14 protein-coding genes are annotated in these 19875 nt (G+C 69.2%); 3 read left to right on the forward strand and 11 right to left on the reverse strand.

The features are described from left to right. The first annotated feature begins 18 nt into the window (after nucleotides 1-18). The gene (gene glpK / locus ABZ717_RS00080) at nucleotides 19-1515 is read left to right on the forward strand and encodes a glycerol kinase GlpK (RefSeq protein WP_358503061.1); all 1497 of its coding nucleotides are present in this window, start codon (nucleotides 19-21) and stop codon (nucleotides 1513-1515) included. Between the two features lie 240 nt (nucleotides 1516-1755). Further along, nucleotides 1756-2508 carry an MIP/aquaporin family protein gene (locus ABZ717_RS00085; protein WP_358503064.1) on the forward strand — a complete coding sequence of 251 codons (753 nt, stop codon included), beginning with the start codon at nucleotides 1756-1758 and terminating at the stop codon, nucleotides 2506-2508. Between the two features lie 65 nt (nucleotides 2509-2573). Here ABZ717_RS00085 and ABZ717_RS00090 read toward each other — a convergent pair whose 3' ends face one another. Then, nucleotides 2574-3428, reverse strand: a complete 855-nt coding sequence (locus ABZ717_RS00090; protein ID WP_358503067.1) for a helix-turn-helix transcriptional regulator — start codon at nucleotides 3426-3428, stop codon at nucleotides 2574-2576. 380 nt (nucleotides 3429-3808) lie between these two features. On the opposite strand from ABZ717_RS00090, the gene ABZ717_RS00095 reads away from it, so the two are divergent. Continuing rightward, the gene (locus ABZ717_RS00095; RefSeq protein ID WP_358503070.1) at nucleotides 3809-5374 is read left to right on the forward strand and encodes a glycerol-3-phosphate dehydrogenase/oxidase; all 1566 of its coding nucleotides are present in this window, start codon (nucleotides 3809-3811) and stop codon (nucleotides 5372-5374) included. A 188-nt stretch (nucleotides 5375-5562) separates the two neighbouring features. On the opposite strand, the gene ABZ717_RS00100 is transcribed toward ABZ717_RS00095, so the two are convergent. From ABZ717_RS00100 to ABZ717_RS00145, 10 genes are all read right to left on the reverse strand, one after another. Then, complete coding sequence (locus ABZ717_RS00100; protein ID WP_067601566.1) at nucleotides 5563-5766, reverse strand: cold-shock protein; 204 nt, start codon at nucleotides 5764-5766, stop codon at nucleotides 5563-5565. 277 nt (nucleotides 5767-6043) lie between these two features. Beyond that, nucleotides 6044-8554 (reverse strand): glycoside hydrolase family 2 protein, encoded by a 2511-nt coding sequence (locus ABZ717_RS00105; protein WP_358503073.1) that lies wholly within the window; start codon nucleotides 8552-8554, stop codon nucleotides 6044-6046. A 50-nt stretch (nucleotides 8555-8604) separates the two neighbouring features. Then, nucleotides 8605-9516: an ATP-binding cassette domain-containing protein gene (locus ABZ717_RS00110; RefSeq protein WP_358503076.1), complete on the reverse strand. Its 912-nt coding sequence runs from the start codon at nucleotides 9514-9516 to the stop codon at nucleotides 8605-8607. Nucleotides 9517-9520: 4 nt separating this feature from the next. Next, nucleotides 9521-10474, reverse strand: coding sequence for an ABC transporter ATP-binding protein (locus ABZ717_RS00115; protein WP_358503079.1), 954 nt, complete (start codon nucleotides 10472-10474; stop codon nucleotides 9521-9523). Continuing rightward, entirely contained in the window at nucleotides 10474-11385 is a 912-nt protein-coding gene (locus ABZ717_RS00120; RefSeq protein WP_358503082.1) for an ABC transporter permease, read from the reverse strand. Before ABZ717_RS00120 ends, ABZ717_RS00115 begins: the two co-directional genes overlap by 1 nt. Further along, complete coding sequence (locus tag ABZ717_RS00125; protein ID WP_358503085.1) at nucleotides 11382-12377, reverse strand: ABC transporter permease; 996 nt, start codon at nucleotides 12375-12377, stop codon at nucleotides 11382-11384. Before ABZ717_RS00125 ends, ABZ717_RS00120 begins: the two co-directional genes overlap by 4 nt. Before the next feature lie 113 nt (nucleotides 12378-12490). Beyond that, nucleotides 12491-14194, reverse strand: a complete 1704-nt coding sequence (locus ABZ717_RS00130) for an ABC transporter substrate-binding protein (protein ID WP_358503088.1) — start codon at nucleotides 14192-14194, stop codon at nucleotides 12491-12493. A gap of 264 nt (nucleotides 14195-14458) precedes the next feature. Continuing rightward, complete coding sequence (locus ABZ717_RS00135; RefSeq protein ID WP_358503091.1) at nucleotides 14459-15478, reverse strand: LacI family DNA-binding transcriptional regulator; 1020 nt, start codon at nucleotides 15476-15478, stop codon at nucleotides 14459-14461. A gap of 150 nt (nucleotides 15479-15628) precedes the next feature. After that, on the reverse strand, nucleotides 15629-16507 hold the full coding sequence (locus ABZ717_RS00140) for a DNA-formamidopyrimidine glycosylase family protein (RefSeq protein ID WP_358503093.1): 879 nt from the start codon (nucleotides 16505-16507) through the stop codon (nucleotides 15629-15631). Between the two features lie 139 nt (nucleotides 16508-16646). Continuing rightward, nucleotides 16647-19784 carry a DNA helicase gene (locus ABZ717_RS00145; protein WP_358503096.1) on the reverse strand — a complete coding sequence of 1046 codons (3138 nt, stop codon included), beginning with the start codon at nucleotides 19782-19784 and terminating at the stop codon, nucleotides 16647-16649. Between the last annotated feature and the right edge of the window lie 91 nt (nucleotides 19785-19875).

A 19875-nucleotide genomic window follows, 5' to 3' on the forward strand; every position in this document is an offset into this window, starting at 1 on the left:
CATCTGAAGGCGAGACCGATGAGCCAGCAGTACATCGCCGCGATCGACCAGGGCACCACGTCGAGCCGCTGCATCCTCTTCGACCAGGACGGGCGCATCGTCTCGGTCGATCAACGTGAGCACCGCCAGATCTTCCCCAAGCCGGGTTGGGTGGAACACGACGCCCTGGAGATCTGGACCAACGTCGAGTCCGTCGTCCAGAAGTCGCTGCAAAAGAGCGACATCACCCCCGACCAGATCGCCGCCATCGGTATCACCAACCAGCGCGAGACCACGCTGATCTGGGACAAGGAGACCGGTGAGCCGGTCTACAACGCGATCGTCTGGCAGGACACCCGCACCGACGAGATCGCCCGTGAACTCGGCGGTGAGGAGGGCCAGGACCGCTTCCGTCCCAAGTGCGGTCTGCCGCTGGCCACCTACTTCTCCGGCCCCAAGATCCGCTGGCTCCTCGACAACGTCGAGGGGGTCCGCGAGCGCGCCGACCGCGGTGAGCTGCTGTTCGGCACCATGGACACCTGGCTGATCTGGAAGCTGACCGGCAAGCACGTCACCGACGTCACCAACGCCAGCCGCACCATGCTGATGAACCTGGAGACCCTGGCCTGGGACGACGAGATCCTGGCGGCCATGGACATCCCGGCGAGCCTCCTGCCGGAGATCCGGTCCTCCTCCGAGGTCTACGGCGAGTCCACCGGCTACCTGGCCGGCACCCCGGTCGCCTCCTCACTAGGCGACCAGCACGCCGCGCTGTTCGGTCAGACCTGCTTCGACCCGGGCGACGTCAAGGGCACCTACGGCACCGGCACGTTCCTGGTCATGAACACCGGCACCAAGCCCATCAAGTCCGAGAACGGGCTGCTCACCACCCTCGGCTACAAGATCGGGGACACCCCGGCGGTGTACGCGCTGGAGGGCTCCATCGCGGTCACCGGCTCCCTGGTGCAGTGGCTGCGCGACAGCCTCGGCCTGATCTCCTCCGCTCCGGAGATCGAGACCCTGGCCCGCACCGTGGACGACAACGGCGGTTGCTACATCGTTCCGGCCTTCTCCGGCCTGTTCGCCCCGCACTGGCGCAGCGACGCCCGCGGCGTCATCGCCGGCCTGACCGGTTACGTGAACAAGGGTCACATCGCGCGCGCCGTCCTGGAGGCCTCGGCCTGGCAGACCCGCGAGGTCGTCGACGCCATGAACGCCGACTCGCAGATCGATCTGACCACCCTGAAGGTCGACGGCGGCATGACCGCGGACAACCTGCTCATGCAGATCCTGTCCGACGTGCTCGACGCCGAGGTGGTGCGTCCGATGGTCGCCGAGACCACGTGTCTGGGCGCGGCCTACGCGGCCGGTCTGGCCGTGGGTTACTGGCCCGACATCGAGACGCTGCGCGCCAACTGGCACAAGGCCGCCGAATGGAACCCGAAGATGGATTCGTCGGTTCGTGAACGCGAGTACCACAACTGGAACAAGGCCGTCGAGCGCACCCTGGGCTGGGTCGAGCACGAGAACGCCTGAAGCGTACGGGCGGACGTCAGCCGTCCCGCACCACACGCGTGACCGCGCCCCAAGGGGACAGAGCGAACTGGAACCCTTGGGGCGCGGATCCAGGGCACCGACCAGGTGCCCACTCCCCATTCAAATGTGACGGGTGTGTCCGATTATGCCCGTGTAGGCGCGAATCCGCTGCGGTTCACGCCACACCGGCCAGGTGACACCCGTGACCCGGCTGCCCCCGCCAAGGGGGCGGAGATCCCCATGGTCTATCTCGCAGAATTCATCGGAACCGCGATCCTCACCCTGCTCGGCTGTGGTGTCGTCGCGGGTGTCTCTCTAGCCCGGTCCAAGGCCCTCAACGCGGGCTGGATCGTCGTGACGTTCGGCTGGGGCATGGCGGTCACGATGGCCATCTACGTCGTCGGCACCACCAGCGGCGCCCACATCAACCCGGCGGTCACGCTGGGCATGGCCAGCATCGGCGACTTCGAGTGGGCGCTGGTGCCCGGTTACATCGCCGCCCAGATCGCGGGTGCCTTCGTCGGTGCCGTCCTGGTGTACCTGGCCTACCTCCCGCACTGGGAGCACACCGAGGACCAGGGCGCCAAGTTGGGCGTCTTCTCCACCGCTCCGGCGGTGCGCAAGCCGCTCCTCAACCTGGTCACGGAGATCATCGGTACCGCGCTGCTGCTGCTGGGCATCCTCGGCATCGGTGCCAACGCCGACGCGGTGTCCTCGGAGGGCGGCGTCATGCTGTCCGACCTGTTCGCCAACGGTCTGGCCCCGCTGATGGTGGGTCTGCTGGTGTTCGCGATCGGTATGTCCCTCGGTGGTCCCACCGGGTACGCCATCAACCCGGCCCGTGACCTGGGCCCGCGTATCGCGCACGCCCTGCTGCCCATTCCCGGCAAGGGCTCCTCGGACTGGGGCTACTCCTGGGTCCCGATCGTCGGTCCCATCATCGGTGCCGTGATCGGTTCCTGGATCTGGAAGCTGACCGGCTTCGGCGGCTGATCCCCACCGAGAACCCCGTACGAAACCCCACGGGGGCGTCCGACCTCGGTCGGGCGCCCCCGTCCTCATGGGTCCAGGTGCACCTCTTGGAGGTACTCCAGGGTCTCCGCCGGGCGAAGGGCCACCAGCCGTAGGTGGTCCACCAGGTTCTGGTAGCGGACCACCTCGTCCGGCTCCTCCAGGTAGATGCCGTCGGTGGTGGTCTCCAGGAAGACGACCGTGGGGTCGATGGGGTCGGGGAACTCCAACACCACGCACGAGCCACCGCTTCCGGGGTTGAGCCGGTCCGCGCGGGTCAGCTGCACGGTGACGTTGGGGCGCCGCGCCATCTCCAGGAGGTGCTCGACCTGGACGCGTTTGGTCCGCGGGTGGTCCTTCAAACGCAGGAGGGAACCCTCGTCGAAGATCGCCCACAGCCGGGGAGGATCCTGGTCCTCCAGGATGCGCTGACGGGTCATGCGGGCGTCGATGGCCCGCCGGATCTCCTGGGGGCCGGCCAGGCAGGCCTGGGCGTTGACCTTCATGTACTCGGGCACCTGGAGGAGCCCGGGGATCATGAGGGGCTGCCAGGTGGTGATCGCGCTCGCCTCGGTCTCGAAGCCGACGAAGCGCGCGGCCAGGACGTCGCGGTAGCGGGTCCACCAGCCGCGTTCCAGGGACTGGCGGCACAGGTCGAGGATCTCGTCGAACTCACGCCCGGGAGGAACCTCGCAGACTTCCAGGACCGCCTTGACCTCGGCGACCGTGGGCCTCTTCTTCACCCCCGACTCGATGTTGGAGTAGGTGGACTTGGACAGACCGGCGTCGGCGGCGACCTCTTCGCCGGTCTTGCGCGCGGCGAGCCGGATCCGGCGGAGTTCGGCGGACAGGCGGCGTCGCCGGATGGTGGGAGAGTACCTAGTGGCCATGATGGGGCTCATCGTAGAACCGGGAACGCCCGCCCTGTGGGGCAATCCGTGGAACCCGGAATCCAGGTCGTGATTCCGTCCCCGAAACCGGGATGTCGTCTTACGAGAGGTTGGATTCCAGAACCCGAACCCTCGAAGGCCTGCGAGACCTCCAATGTGCGACAATGTCGCATACCGTGCACCACTGGCGACACTTTCACTCCACCGTGTCACATCAGCCTCTGGCGCAGCATCCCCCAGTACCGCCGAGAAGGCGGAGTTCAGAACAAGGGGCGGTCAACCTTGGGCATCGTTCGGCATTGTCGTATCATGCAGTCGACACCAGCCTGAATCGCGGAGTCCGTTCAGGTACGTGCACCAGCCACCCCTCCCCAACGGACGGAGCACCAGCCATGAAGGCCGACACCCACCGCGCCACACCCCTATACCGGAGCCACACCCGTGAGGAACTCACCCGCGGCACCTTCGACCTCCTGGTCATCGGCGGCGGCATCCTCGGGACCTCCGTGGCGTGGACCGCCACCCAGGCCGGACTGCGTGTGGCCATGGTCGACGCCGGCGACTTCGCCGGCGCCACCTCCAGCGCCTCCTCCAAGCTCGTGCACGGCGGACTGCGCTACCTTCAGACCGGCAACGTGCGCCTGGTCGCCGAGAACCACCGCGAACGTCGCTCGCTGGCCTCCGACGTCGCCCCGCACCTGGTCAACCACCGCCCCTTCCTCGTGCCCATCTACAACGACGGCCCGCACGGCGCCGCGAAGATGGGTGCGGGCGTCTTCCTGTACTCGGCGCTGTCGGCCTTCGGCGACGGCATGGGCCGGCTGCTCTCCCCCAAGCAGGCCAAGCGCCTGGCCCCGGGCCTGCGCACCGACGGGCTCAAGTCGGTGGCCGCCTACAGCGACCACCAGATGAACGACAGCCGCATGGCCGTCATGTCGGTGCGCGCGGCCGTGGACGCCGGTGCCGTGGTGCTCAACCACGCCGAGGTGCGGGGACTGCGCACCACCAGCGGTCGTGTCACCGGCGCCGAACTGCGCGACCGGGTCTCCGGCGAGGAGTTCGGCGTGGACGCGCGACTGGTGCTCAACGCCACCGGCCCGTGGGTGGACCACCTGCGTCGTATGGAGGACCCGAACGCGGCGCCCAGCGTGCGCCTGTCCAAGGGTGCCCACCTGGTGCTGAACACCCCGGACCCGTGGCGCGCGGCGCTGACCATCCCCGTGGACAAGTACCGGGTGTCCTTCGCGATCCCGTGGGAGGGTCACCTGCTGCTCGGGACCACGGACGAGGCCTACGAGGGCGACCCGGCCGACGTGGGCGTGGTCCCCTCCGATGTGGACCAGATCCTGAGCGAGGCGTCGATGGGCATCGACCCCTCCTACCTGGACCGTGATCGGATGACGTACTCGTTCGCCGGCCTGCGCGTGCTGCCGGGCGGCCCCGGAGACACCAGTTCCGCCAAGCGGGAGACCGTGGTCTCCCAGGGTCGCGGCGGGATGTTGTCGGTGGCCGGCGGCAAGTGGACCACCTACCGGCACATCGGTCGGACCGTGGTGGAGGCGCTGCGCAAGGTGTCGTCCGTGCCGCTGGGCGAGGGCATGGCCGACCCGCTGCGGACCGTTCCGCTGCCCGGTCTGGCCAGCCCCGACGCGGTCACCCAGCGGCTCATCATCGACCGTGAGCCGGGGGCACGCGTGGACCCGCTCGTCGCCCGACACCTGGCCACCCACTACGGGAGCCTGGCCATGGACATCGCGGCCCTGGTCCGCGACCGGCCGGAGCTGGGCGAGCGCATCCACCCGGACGGCCCGGACGTGTGGGCGCAGGTCGTCTTCGCCCGTGACCACGAGTGGGCGGTGACCGTCGACGACGCGCTGCGTCGCCGCACCACCGTGACCGTGCGCGGCCTGGACACCCCCGAGGTGCGCGAGCACACGGAGCGCCTCCTGGCCGGTTGATCCGAACGTCGAACGCCCCGACCGTCTTCCCCACGGCCGGGGCGTTCGTGTGTCCGGCGCCGTGCGCACGGCACGCGGACCCCGCGGACACAAAAAGAACACCCCCGGCGGGTGGTACCCGTCCGGGGGTGTTCGGCGACGTTCACGCCCCTGCTAAGCGGGGCGACGACGCTACGTCTGTGCGATCGTTAGATGGCGACGACGTTCTCGGCCTGCGGGCCACGGGTGCCCTCGACGATCTCGAACTCCACGCGCTGGTTCTCCTCCAGGTTACGGAAGCCCGAACCCTGGATGGCGCTGTAGTGAACGAAGGCGTCGGGGCCGCCGCCGTCGGGGGAGATGAAGCCGAAGCCCTTCTCGCCGTTGAACCACTTCACAGTTCCCTGAGCCATGTTCTCTCCTTCAGCTCGGTGTAACACGGACGCATACTCACGCCCGATAATTGCCGCGAGCCGACTCCATGAGAAACCGCCCGCCGGTCACAAACTCCGCGGGCAAGACACCAACTGCGAAATTCAACGACTAACAATCACCTTGAACGTACCACAGCCGGCGCCCCGAGTGAGGGTTTCGAGTGTGGCAACACACACGGCCCGCCGAGGAATACCGGCGGGCCGCATGGGGGTCCCGTGTTATTCAGGTGGCGATCACCGGAACGTCACATGATGCTCACAAAGAGGCCACAAGGGTGTCGTTGACGCACCTCAGGACAGGTGACGCCGACACCTTCCCCGGATCGAGGTCGGCGCCGCCGTGAACGGTGAACGTGTGCTCCTCCCCCGGCAACAAGGTCACCAGGGCGCTGTCCACGACGGCGTCCGGGGCGATCCTGTCGACGTTCAGGACCAGGTCCCGCAAGAGCACTCCGGCCCGCACCTTCACCCGCAAATCGGAACCAATGACCCGGGTTTCCACTTCGAATTCCGGTTTTCTGTACGCGATCTCGTGGTCTCGGGCGAAGAACCACCACGCGCGCTCGTCCGCCCCGTCGACGGTGATCACCTCACCGCCCGGCTCGCCGGACCGAGACACCTCCTCGGGCACCGGGACCCGCAGCGCGCCGCGCGGCGCCACCCGGACCGGGTGCGAGGAGGCCGCCAGTTCCGACCCCGTGGCGATGTCACGGCGCGTCACCGTCAGCTCCGTCACCCACTCGGTGTCGGTGTCGTTGCCCAGCACCACGGTCAGCCCGTCGTCGACGGGTTGGACCGTGGCGACCCGGTCGGCGTAGACGCGGCGCAGCACGTACCACAGGGGTTTGCGCCTGCCCGCGCCGTCCACCGCCGCCCAGGAGGTGACCGGCCAGCAGTCGTTGATCTGCCAGACCACCGTGCCGGTGCAGTACGGCCAGGTGGAACGGAAGTGCTCGATGCCCACGGTCAGCGCCCTGGCCTGGTTCACCTGGGTGAGGTAGTGCCAGTCGTCGTAGGACCACTCACGGTCGCCGAAGTGCAGAGCGAGCCCGCGAGCGAGCTTGCCGTTGCCGTCGATCGCCTTCTGGTGGTGCAGCACACCCGGTGAGGTGGGGGTGAGCGGGTCGTCCGACACGGCCGCGCGCAGGGTCGCGTGGTTCGCCGGCGCCTGGTATCCGAACTCGGCGGCGAACCGCGGCCTGCGGTCCCGGTACACTGTGTAGTCCAGCTCGTTCCACACGTCCCACAGGTGCATGGTGCCGTGGGCGGGGTCGTTGGGGTGCACACCCTCGCCTTCGGAGTACGGGCTGCCCGGCCAGTAGGGGCGGGTGGGGTCGAGTTCGGCCACCACCCGAGGCAACAGGTCCAGGTAGTACCCGGCCCCCCAGGACCGCCCCGCCAACTTCTCCTTCCAGCCCCAGTCCTCGTGGCCCCAGATGTTCTCGTTGTTTCCGCACCACACCGCGAGCGAGGCGTGCGGGGACAGGCGGACGACCGCGTCTCGGGCCTCCGCCTCCACCTCCGACCACAGGGGCTCGTCCTCCGGGTAGGCGGCGCAGGCGAACAGGAAGTCCTGCCAGACCAGGACGCCGCGCTCGGAGCACACGTCGTAGAAGTCGTCCGCCTCGTAGATCCCACCGCCCCACACCCGCAGCAGGTTCATCCCGGCCCCGCAGGCCTGGTCGATCGCCTCCGTGTAGCGGGCCCGGTCCAGCCGGGAGGGGAAGGTGTCGTCGGGGATCCAGTTGGCGCCCCTGACCAGGATGTCGCGACCGTTGACACGGACCGCGAAGGCCGCCCCGTGCTCGTCGGGGGCGCTGTGCACCGCCACGTCGCGAAACCCGATCCGGCGTTCCCAGGTGTCCAGGACGACACCGGGCGCGGACAGTTCCACCGACAGGTCGTACAGGGGTTGGCCGCCGTGGCCGCGTGGCCACCACAGGTCGGGGTCGTTCACCTCCAGGTCGAGGGCGATCTCGTCCTCCCCTGCCGGGATCGTGACGGTCCCGGTGACTCCGGCGACCGACGCGTTCACCGTCAACACGGTGTCGTTCCCCGCCTCGGTGCGCTCCACGTTCAACCGCAGGGAGACCCTTCCCCGGGAGCCGTCCGCGGAGACCGAGACCAGCGGCCGCACCGACGCCAGACGCGCCGTCGACCAGGCGTGCAGGCGGATCGGCCGCCAGATCCCGGAGGTGACCACGGTCGGCCCCCAGTCCCAGCCGAAGTTGCAGGCCATCTTGCGGACGTACTGGTAGGGCTCGTCGTAGGCGGCGGGCACCGGCCCGAGACGGTCACGCTCGGCCTCGGCGCGCCGGTAGGGGGCGTCGAAACGCACCTCCAGCCCGGGGCTCGCCCCGGCCTCGCCCAGCGCCTCGGTGACGTCGAACCGGTACGACCGGTGCATGTTCGCGGTGCGCCCCACCTCGCGGTCGCCGACTCGGACGGTGGCGAAGGTGTCCAGTCCCTCGCACACCAGGTCGACGCGTTCGGCCGGCGTATCACCGGCCAGGGCGGCGACCTCCGCCGACAGGGAGCGGGTGTAGCTCCAGTCGGTGCGCCCGATCCAACCCAGACGGGTCTCGTTGTCGTCGAGGTAGGGGTCCTCGATCAGACCGTGGTCGAGCAGGTCGGTGTGGACGCAGCCCGGCACGGTCGCGGTGAGCCCCCCGGCCCCATGAAGCGTGGCGGCCGGTTCGGCGAGCGCGCCCTCATGGGGCGTCGCGGCCAGTGTCCAGCCGTCGTGCAGGTCGAACCACGCGGTCATGCGTGCTCCTCTTCCCTCTGTGTGCCACCGTCCCCCGAAAGAGGGGAGGGTCAGCGCTGATCGATTCCGACGAAGTGCCCCTGCTCCGCCTCCACCAGTGGGGCGGAGTCGTCGCCCTCGGCGACCACGGGCAGTTGGACGTCCTCGGGTGGGTCCGCGGCCAGTTCGGCGTCCACCTCGGCCCAGGTGCGGTGCAGTTGGGGCACGCACGAGAGCAGGTGACGGCTGTAGGGGTGCAGCGGGTTGTCGAACACCTGCTTCGTCGGGCCCATCTCGGCGATGGCGCCCTTGCGCAGGATCACCGACCGGTCGCTGACGTAGTTGCCCAGCGACAGGTCGTGGGTGACGAAGAGGATCCCCAGGCCGCGTTCCTTGAGGTCGGCCAGCAGGTTGAGCACGTCGATCCGGGTCGAGGCGTCCAGCATGCTGATGATCTCGTCGGCCACCAGCAGACGGATGTCCAACAACAGTGCCCGCGCGATGAGCAGTCGCTGCAACTGCCCGCCGCTGAGCTGGTGCGGGTACTTGTTCAGGACGTTCTCGGGGTCCAGGCGGACCGTCCCGATCACGTCCAGGACCTTCTTCCGCCAGTCGGCGTCGGAGACGCCCGGGAAGTAGGAGGAACGGATCATCTCGAAGACCCGGTCGGCCTTGAAGATGGGGTTGAAGGAGCTGAAGGGGTCCTGGAAGACGCCCTGCACGTGGCGGTAGTACTCCTTCTTCTCGGCGAACCCCCTCAGGCGGGTCACGTCCTTGCCCTCGAAGGTGATGCTGCCCTGGCTGGGATTGGTGAGGCCGAGCACCATCTTGCCGAGGGTGCTCTTGCCGCTGCCGGACTCACCGATCAGCGACACCACCTCACCCGGTTCCACCACCAGGTTCACGTCGCGCACCGCGCGCAGCTTGGCGCCGCCGAACGCGCCCACCCGGTACACCTTGTGCACATGGCTCAGTTCCAGCACGGCGCTACCTCCCCGTCTTCCAGCAGGCGGCCCAGTGGCCGGGTTCGATCTCCACCAGCGGCGGCGTCTCGGAGCACTCCTCCGAGGCGATGGGGCACCGGGCCTTGAACCGGCAGCCGGTGGGTGGGTCGAGCAGTCCGGGCGGGGTGCCCGGGATGCCCTCCAGGCGGGTGTCGGCGGTGGTGGATCCCACCTCCGGCAGCGCGCCGATGAGCATCTTGGTGTACGGGTGCTGTGGGTCGTTGATGATCGTGGAGGCCGGCGCCTTCTCCGCGACCCGGCCCGCGTACATCACCATGACCGTGTCGGCCATCTGGTAGACGAGCGAGATGTCGTGGGTCACGAAGATCATGCTCTTGATGAAGCCCCGGTCACGGAACTCCACCATGGACTCCACCACCGAACGCTGGGTGGACACGTCCAGGGCCGAGGTGGCCTCGTCGGCGATGAGCAGGGACGGGTCGAGCAGGGTGGACATCACCATGACCACGCGCTGCTTCATGCCGCCGGACAGCTCGATGGGGAACCGGTCGAGGACGTCGGGGTCCAGGCCCACCAGTTCGAGGCGGCGGCGCAGTTCGTCGGCGATCTTGGCCGGTTTCACCCCTCGGGCCTTCAGGAGCTCGTTGATCATCCGCCCGATCTTGCGGGTGGGGTTGAGGGCGCTCATCGCGTACTGCGGGATGAGCGAGATCTCGTGGTACCGGTAGGGGTTCATGGCGTCGTCGTCGGAGATGGGCAGCTTCTCGCCGTCCAGCTCGACGGTGCCGTCGACGTGCCGCATCCGGTTGTCCAGCCGGATCAGGCTCTTGCCGAGGGTGGTCTTGCCACAGCCGGACTCACCGGCCAGGCCCATGATCTCCCCGTCGGCGAGGTCGAAGCTCACCCCGTCGAGGGCGTGGACGTCCCCGCGCAGGGTTTGGTAGTAGACCTTCAGGTCGTTGACGCGGAGTGTCATCACAGCTCCCGCAGCTTGGGGTTGAAGACCTCGTCCAACCCGACGTTGAGGATGTACATCGAACCGACGATCGCGGTGATCCCGGCACCCGGCGGGAGGAACCACCACCACATGCCGAGTTGTAGGGCGCTCCACTGCATGGAACTCTCCAACATCATGCCGAGGGAGACACCGTTGGTGGGGCCCAGACCGATGAAGTCGAGTCCGGCGGCGATGAGGACGGCCCCACCGAACATCAGGATGAACGACATCACCAGGTAGGAGCTCATGTTGGGCGCCATCTCGGCGGTGATGATCCGCCAGGTGCGCCGTCCGCTGAGCCGGGCCAGGTCCACGTAGTCGCGGTTGGCCAGGGTCAGCGCCTGGGAGCGGACCGCTCGCGCGGCCCAGGGCCAGGAGGTCAGACCGATGAACAGGCCCTGTGTGAAGAGACCCTGGACGTCCAGGTAGGCCACGGCCACGATCAGCACGACCATGGCGGGCAGCACCAGCACGACGTTGGTGATCATGTTGAGGATCTCGTCGATGATCCCGCCCTTGTACCCGGCGACGAATCCGACCGTGGTGCCGATGACGAAGGCGATGCCGCCGCCGAGGAAACCGATGATGAAGGTCGAACGCACTCCGTAGACGAACTGGGCCCACACGTCCTGACCGAACGTGGTGGTGCCGAACCAGTACTCGCCGTTGGGCGGCTGCGTCTGCGGACCGACGTACTGGTTGGGGCCGTGGTCGACGAACAAGGGCCCGACGAGGCCGAGCAGCAGGAAGCCGAGCACGATGCTCAGCCCGATGAGGAGCTTGGGGTTGCGCCGGGCGAAGTGCAGGGTCTCGGAGACCTTGCGCTCGGCGACCGGTTCGGGGGCGGTGCCGGAATCGGCCGACCCCGGCGCTCCGGGAACGTTGGTCATGACGCGCCTCCCGTCATCTGCACGCGCGTACGCGGGTCGACCAGGACGTAGATGATGTCGATGATGAAGTTGGCGATCAGCACGCCCACGACCACGAACAGGAAGACCCCCTGGAGCAGGAAGAAGTCGCGGCTGTTCAGGGAATCGAGGATCAGGCTGCCGAGGCCGGGGTAGTTGAAGACGATCTCGGTGAGCAGGGCGCCGGCGATGACCGTGCCCAGCTGCACGGCCAGACCGGTGATCTGCGGGAGCATCGCGTTGCGGAACGCGTAGCGGCGGATCAGTTTCCGGGGCGCGCCCAGGGACTTGAGGTAGTTGGAGTAGTCCGCTTCCAGCTCGTAGATGATGAGGTTGCGCATGCCGATGGCCCAGCCGCCCAACGCCACGACGAACATGGACAGGAACGGCAGCACCCAGTGGGTGATCAGGCTGGAGATGAACAGCCAGCTGAACTCCGGGCGCAGGGAGAAGCTGTAGCCGCCGGAGGTGGGGAAGACCCCGGCGACGATGCCCAGACTCCAGGCGAGCAGCAGCGCGAGCCACATGTACGGGGTCGCGGTCAGGACGTAACCGACCGGCAGGAGCGTGTTGTCCAGGATCTTGCTACGGGCGGCGAAGGCCCCGAAGCGGTTGCCGATGATCCAGCTGAGGAGGATGGCGGGCAGCAGCAGCGCGAGTGTGTAGGGCACCGCGCGCATGATGACGTCGGTGACCTCCTGGGGGTACAGCATCACGCTGATGCCGAGGTCACCCCGGAACAGTCCGGCCCAGAAGGCGAAGTACTGCTCGTACAGGGGCTTGTCGAGGCCGAAGACCCCGTTGTAGTAATCGGTCATGCGGGCGAGCGCGTCGGGGTCGTCGACCGCCGCGCGGGTGAGCATGCTCCGGACGGGGTCGCCGGGCATGAAGCGGGGGATCATCCAGTTGATGGTGACCGCGACGATGAACGTCAGCAGGTAGACGAAGGACTTACGTCCGATGTAGCGCCACACACGTTCCTCCTGGTGATGGCGATGGGCGGTCGAGTACCCCCGTCGAGGTGCCGGGGCACCGCGACGGGGGCGGGTTCACGGAGCGCTCCCGGGGCGGAAGCGCTCCCAGGGGCCTACTCGGCGGCGGGTTCGATCGCCGCGAGGGTCTCGATGAAGCCCAGCTCGTACCAGCCCTCCCAGAGGACCGCGGGGGTGGCCAGGTCGCCGTCCTCACTGGGCCAGTTGGTCCAGTTCGCGTTGCTGACCTGCGCCCACTGGCCGTTGTACCAAAGCGGGATGGTGGGGAGTTCCTCCAGGTAGATCTCCTGGATCTGCGAGCTCACCTCGGCCATGCCCTCGGTGTCGTCCGCGGGGACGGCGGCGAGCTGCTGGGTGAGGTCCCACGCCTCCTCGTTCTCGTAACGGTGGAAGTTCACCGTCGTCTGCTCATCGCGGATGGGCATCTGGAAGAGGTATTCGTAGTAGGTCCACGGCGTGTTGCTCAGCTGCCGGGCGTTGTTGATGACCAGGTCGTACTCACCGCTGTTACGGTTCTGGTTCAGCAGGTCCTCGTCGGGGAACTCGGCCTCGATGTTGATGCCGACCTCCTGGGCGTCCTGGGCGATGAGGCGCGCGGCCTCCATCCAGTCGGTCCAGCCGGAGGGGACCGCCAGGGTCAGGGAGATGGGCTCACCGTCAGGGGTCTCGACGAAGCCGTCACCGTCCTCGTCCAGGTAGCCGGCGTCCTCCAGGAAGGCCACGGACTCGTCCTTGTCGTGGCTGAAGCCCGCCTCCTCGACCAGTTCGTGGTCGATGTAGTCGTCCCACTCGGGGAGCAGACCGGTGGGGCTGGCGGCCTCGACCAGGTTGGAGTAGGGACCCTCGATGATCTGATCGATGTTGATCGCGTGGGCCAGCGCCTGGCGGAAGGCCGCGTCGTCCAGCGGGGCGACGTCGTGGTTGGGGATCAGCCACGCGGTGTTGGCGCTGCGCATGTAGGGCGGGCCGTCGTAGTAGCTGGTGATCAGCTCGTTGCTCTCCAACACCTGGTCGATGCCGGGCAGGAAGTTGTTGGACAGGTCGACCTCGCCCTGGGTGAGCATGCCCAGGGTGACGTCGTTGGAGGCGTTGACGATGTCGACGACGTAGCGGGCGTCCATGGTGAGGTCGAGCGCGTCGGTGCCCCACCAGTCGTCGTTGCGCTCCCAGATCATGCGCTCGTCGTCGTGCGACTCGTAGCCGTAGGGGCCGGTGCCGACAGGGTTCTCGTTGGCGCCCTCGACGATCTGGGTCTCCTCCATGTCGGCCCAGATGTGGTCCGGGACGATCGGGTTGGAGTAGGCCCAGTTCATCCACTCCTGGGCACGGGGCTCGGAGAAGTTCACCGTGACGGTCTGCTCGTCGGTGGCCTCGACGGACTCGACGTAGTCCCAGACCGTGCTGTAGGGAACGCCGTCCACCTTGCCCAGTTCGAGGGTGGTGACGACGTCCTGGGCGACCAGGGGCTCACCGTCGTTCCAGGTGATCCCCTCGCGCAGGTTGATGACGTGGGTCTGCTCGTCGGGCCACTCGTCGCCCTCGGCGAGCCAGGGGACGTACTCCCCGGACTCGGGGTCGTAGTGGAAGAGCGACTCGTAGACCATGCCGATCGTGCCGACGGCGAAGTTGCCGCGCATCATGGGGTTCCAGCTGGTCGGCGGACTCCAGGCGGTACCCGTGGTGTACAGGGTCTCCTCCCGGGGATAGCTGCCACCGTTGGCGGACCCGCCTTCGTCCGAACAGCCGGTGGCGATGAGCGCCACCGCCGCAAGGGCGGCGGGAAGTCTCAGAGATTTCATCTCGACTCCTCCTTCGACCCGGTCGGCCCTTTTCAGGGGGGAAGCCGATTCCTGAGAGGAAGGCTGGGAGCGCTCCCAGTAGTGAGCGCGAAGGGCCGTTACTGAACCGGGTAAGTGAGGTCCACAACAGCATGCCCGGACGAAGCCCGTCAATCCCCGTCACTTCGGTGTTATCCGCTTGTAACAGGCATGTCGACCCGAAGACACACCGAGAAGACCGGCACTGAACCGGTTCCGTGCACGCCGTCGGGCCACCATCCTCGTTCAAGGGGTCAAGGGGCCCGTGCTCCCCCGGGGTTGGAGCTCGCCCAACGGGGTCTCCCGATCCTCGACGCGCTCCCCCGCCAGGAGTCGGTTGAGCATCTCGGCCACTATGCGACCGTGACCGAACACGTCACGGCTTATAGCGGTGAGCGAGGGGCGCACCAGACGACACAGCGCGGAGTCGTCCCAGGCCACGATGGACAGCTGCGAGGGCACCTTCACGCCCATCTCCGAGGCCACGCCCAGGCCCGCCAACGCCATCAGGTCGTTGTCGTAGACCAGCGCGGTGGGCGGCTCGGCGGCGGCGAGCAGTCGCCGCGTGGTGCGCCCGCCGGCCTCCCCGGTGTAGTCGGCGTGCACCGTGCGCGCCTCCTCCAGGCCCGCTCGGCGAGCGGCCTCCTGGAAGGCGAGGGTGCGGTCGCCCGTGTGCACGAAGTCCTCGGGGCCGGCCACCCGAACGATCCGGCGATGGCCCAGCGCGGCCAGGTAGTGCACGACCTCGCGCACCGAGGCGCCGTCGTCGGTGTACAGGCACGGCAGCCCGCCGGTGCCGCCCGGCCCGCCCAGGACGACCGCGGGCAGCGGCAGGACGCCCATGGCCTCGGGACGGGGATCATCCACCCGCAGGTCCACTATGACGACGCCGTCGACACGGCGTTCGGCGGCCCAGCGGCGGTAGACAGCGAGCTCGGAGCCGATGTCCTCGGCCACCTGGAGCATCAGGTCTATGCCGGCGGCCGCGAGCTCGGTCTCCACTCCCGAGACCAGTTGCATGAAGAACGGTTCGATCCCGAGGGATCGGGCGGGTCGGTCCACCACCATGCCGATCGCGCCGACCCGCCCTCCCGGGGCGAGTGCTCGGGCGGGGTTGCTGGGAGCCCAACCGAGGTCGCTGGCGATCGAGAGGATCCGTTCCCGCGTGGTCTCGGACACTCCTGGGCGGCCGTTGAGGGCGTAGGAAACCGCCCCTTTGGACACGCCCGCCGCCTTGGCGATGTCCATGATCGTCGGGCGCCTCATCACAGACCCCAAGCCGCCTCCCCATTACTTCACGTACTGAACCGGTTCAGTCACCGAGAGGGGATTGTAACCCACGCGCATACGGCGTGGTCCAGGGAGTTTCCCGACTGTGACGGATGTGACGGGTGGGACGGAGGGTTCGGGAGAGGCTCAGGGCTGGCATCCGGGGCACCAGTACAGGGTGCGTCCGGCCAGTTCCGAGGAGGCGATCGGCGAGGAGCACACCCGGCAGGGCTCACCGGTCCGGTAGCACACGTAGAGGGTGTCGGGCCGGGGCACGGGGTGGGCGTCGGGATCGGGACGGTCCTCGGGTCGGGTGGTGATGATGTAGCCGTCCCGCACCCCGTCACGCAGCAGGACGGACAGGTCCTCCCACAGGGTGTCCCACCGTTCCCGGCCCAGTTCCCTACCGGGGGTCAGGGGGTCGATCCCGGCACGGAACAGGGACTCGGCGCGGTAGATGTTGCCGACGCCCGCGATGACGTCCTGGCGCATCAGCAGCGCGGCGATGGTCGTACGCGAGCGCGAGATCATCCCCCAGGCCCGGTCGGGGTCGGCGTCGGGGCGCAGGGGGTCCGGACCCAGCCGGTTCTGGACGGCGTGCTTGTCGTCGGTGGTGATGACCTCGCAGGCCGAGGGGCCACGCAGGTCGGCCCAGCCACCGGTGTTGACCAGGCGGGCGCGGACGGCCCCCACCGGAGCGGGCGGAACGACGAAGCCGTCGGGGTCGCGCTCCAGTTCGAGCCGATCCGCGCCTGGGGCCCGTGGTGCGCCCAGGTGACGTTCACCATCGACGTCCCCGAAGGTCCAGGCGCCGTAGAGGCCCAGGTGGACGCGGAGCCACTCGCCCGAGTCGAAGCCCAGGAAGAGGTGCTTTCCGTGGGCCTCGCTCTCGACCAGGACCCGCCCGTCGACGCGCGCGGCCCCGTCGGAGAACCTGCCCTGGGGGCTGGTGGCGCGCACGGCGCCGCCGCCGAAGACCTTGTCGAAGTGTGTGGCCAGCCGGTGCAGTGTGTGTCCCTCGGGCACCCGAGTCTCCCCTTCTTCGCCCGCGGCATCGCCTGGCCTGTCGGGCGAACCAGGGTGATTCGGGCATGTGCGCGTGGCCTCCCAGGATAGGTGGGGCGCGGGCCGGGGCGGACCGGGATCCGGGCGGCGGGGGCCGGGGTCAGCAGGCGGAGAGGATCTCCTCGACCAGGGCGCGCGGGTCGGCCAGGCAACGCCAGGCGGGGACGACCACGACGAGGTCGTCGGTGGCCCCGTTGAGGGCCTCGCCGCGGGCCAGGAGCCGACGTAGCGCGGGACCGTCGGGCTCGCGGTCGAGCAGGAGCACCACCCTGCGGGCTCCGTAGCGAACGAGCAGGTCGGCGGCATGACCGTGCAGTCGTGGCGCGACGGTGACGTCGGTGCCGGCGGCGCGCAGGGCGTCGACCAGGGCGGCGCCGGCCGGATCGACGGGTGTGGCCACGGTGCCGGTGGTCGTGGCCCCGGCGATCAGGTCGGCGAGGGGTCCGTCGCCCTGGGCCCAGTGGGATCGATCCCCCACCACCACGAGCCGACGTCGGGTCCGGGTGAGGATCGACGCCCACAGGTGGCTCATCCGGCGCACCCGGCGTTCGGCGATGGCGGGCCCGCCGGTGGTGAGCATCGGGGACAGCAGGGTGACGTCGTTGGTACCGCCGCCCTCCGTCAGCAGGTCCGGGCCACCGACCCGGACGGGCCGGCGCAGGACGCGTTGGCGCAGCAGCCGGCGGACCAACGCCACCTGGGGTTGCAGGGGCGCGACCACGGCCAGGGTGTGCCCTTCGGGGAGTTCCCGGTCGAGCTCGTCGACCACCACGGCGACCCGATAGGCCTCGTCACGGTTGATGTAGGAGGACCCCGGCGCGGCCTCGCACGCGCCGGTGACGTCACGCCAGTCGAAGACGGGACCTCGGGCGGGTTCGGGTTCGGTGATCACCGAGACCCGTCCCCCGTAGCAGTGGCGTGCGGCGACGGTGGCCAGGGGTTCGGGGGCACCCCGGTGCTCGTCCAGCCACAGCATGGGCGGAGCGGCCTTGTAGGCGGCGCGCAGGGCCGAGCCGGCACCGTAGCGCAGGGCTCGGTCGTCGAGAAGGTCGGGAACGAGCCCGGCGGTGGCCAGGGCCCGACGTTCCTCCTCGGGTTCCAGGGCGGTGAGCGGCCCGGGGTGCGCGGGGTCGCCGAGGACGACGGCGCGGTCGGCCCGGTAGAGGACGGGCAGGAGTTCACCGACCCGGGTTCGTTCGGCTCCCGCCACGATCACCAGGTCGAACAGGCCGGCCTGCGGAGGCAGGGCACGGACCTGGTCGGTGCGGCAGACCCAGGCCGGTAGGGCTCCGAGGAGTCCGGTGAGTCCGGTTCGGCCGCCGCCGTGGTGCCAGTTGAGGGTCTCCAGGCGGTTCTCGATGGCGGCGCGACCGCGCCAGAGCCGGAGTTCGGTGTTCGCGGTGAGACGCTGCGCCCCGGCGCGCCGGTGGTCGTGGAGGGCGCGGGCGAGATCGTCGGTGAGTTCGGCCAGGGGCGCGCTGCGGGTACGGCGGTCCACGGCCTCGCGCCAGTCGCTCTCCAGGCGGGCCACGGCGCACAGTTGGGCCAGGCTGTCGGGATCGGTGGTCACGCCGAGTTCGCGGCGGACCGCGGCGCGGTGGGACAGGCCGCCCAACCCGCCGGCGGCCGCGCGTTCGGCGCGGTGCAGCCAGTACTCGGGGCCGCCTCGTTCGGGGGTGAAGAAGGTGTCGGGGTCCCAGCCGCGGGCGATGCTGCGGCCTCGTTCCTCGGCCAGGTGGGCGAGGGCGTGGCCGCCGGAGGCCATGGTGTCCATGGCCTCCCACACCTGGCGGACCCGGTTCCAGGCGTCGGTGAGGTCGTCGGAGCGGTCCGGGTCCTCGTCGTCGGGGGTCATCGTGACGGGGACGGCCCCCGTGTGCCGGCCCAGGACCCTGGTGAGCAGGCGTGCCTCGGCGGCGCGTCGTCCGTGGTCACCGGCCCGGATGACGGGGTGGCCGGGGTCGGTGTCGGCCCGGCGCAGGACCGCCTCGACATCGGCTTCGGTACACGCGCACACCAGGACGCGCTGCCCGGCGGTGACGGCGGTGCGAACCATGGCGTCCACGAGGTCGTAGGCACCGGACCCGGGCGGGGCGGCGACCACGGTGAGCTGCTCGCGCATGGCCGAACCCAGTGCCCGATATCGGGGCTGGGACAGGGCGGTGGCCGAGACCGGGACGGGCACGGTGGAAGCGGTGGCCTCGGCGGTGCCCTGGGCTCGCCGACCGGTGGCGCGACGCCGTCGACCCCGGGCCGGTCGGTCCCCGTCCGTTCCCTGGTCACGGGCGAGCTTGCCACCGAAGGGGCGTGCTCCGAGGAGGGACTCCAGGGCGGTGCCACCGATGGCGTCGGGGTCCAGACCGTCCCGGTCGGTGGGGTCGAGGTCGGCCAACAGACCCTCGACACTGCCGGGTTCGGGTTCCTCGATCTCGGGTCGGCCGCCCGGACCGGCGCGGAGGAGCACCGCGGTGTTGTGCGCGCCGACGTTCAACGTGCGGGGCAGACCGCGGGTGCCGAGCGGGGCGATGTCGTCGACGCGCTCGATCTCCAGGCGGGTGAGCAGGGTGCGCACCTTCGCGGCGAGGTCGGCGACGGCGGCCGGCCGGTGGACCGTGTCGGGCGCCCCGGCGCGCAACCTGGTGCGCAGTTCGAAGAGGTCCTCGGGGTCGGTGATGCCCAGGCGGGCCAGCAGGGCGATGTTGACGTCGGGTGGGCCGATGGCCCGGACCAGGGGCACGTCACCGGCCCCGAGCCGCTCGCCGCCCCCCCTGGTGTCGTACTCGTCGACGACCCGGACGTCCACGGTGAGCAGTGGCAACGTCACCCGCGCGTCGATCTCGTCCGCCGGTTCACCGGGCAGGACGACGAGGGGGTAGCCGTAGCGCAGGGCCTGACCATGGCGACCGGCGAGTCGTGTGACACGGGCGCTCTCGTGGTGCAAAGGCAGGGTGTCCCTGGCCCCGCTGAAGAGCAGTTCCGGACCGGCCGGCAAACAGGAGCAGGTGTCGGACTCCAGGTGTTCGGCGCGCACCACGTGGCCGTGGACCGCCTCCCGGTGCAGACAGGAGCGCAGGTAGGCCAGGAACGAGCGGACCTCGCCCTGGTCGACGGGGGGCTTCCAGCGCAGCGAGGCCGTTCCCACCCCGACGCCCTGGGCGCCCGTGTCGCCGACCGTTCCGCCCACGGTGGTGTGGGTACCGGCCGGTCCGCTCCGTGCCTCGTCTCGCAGTGACCTCACAGCGTCCCCCTGAGCATCCGACCCTCTTGTGATCAGATGATTACTCCCCGCCATCAGGTCCCATTGTGGTGCATTCCGCGCGCGTCCACCC

Source organism: Nocardiopsis sp. NPDC006832, from assembly GCF_040635885.1.
In the GTDB taxonomy this organism is placed as follows: domain Bacteria; phylum Actinomycetota; class Actinomycetes; order Streptosporangiales; family Streptosporangiaceae; genus Nocardiopsis.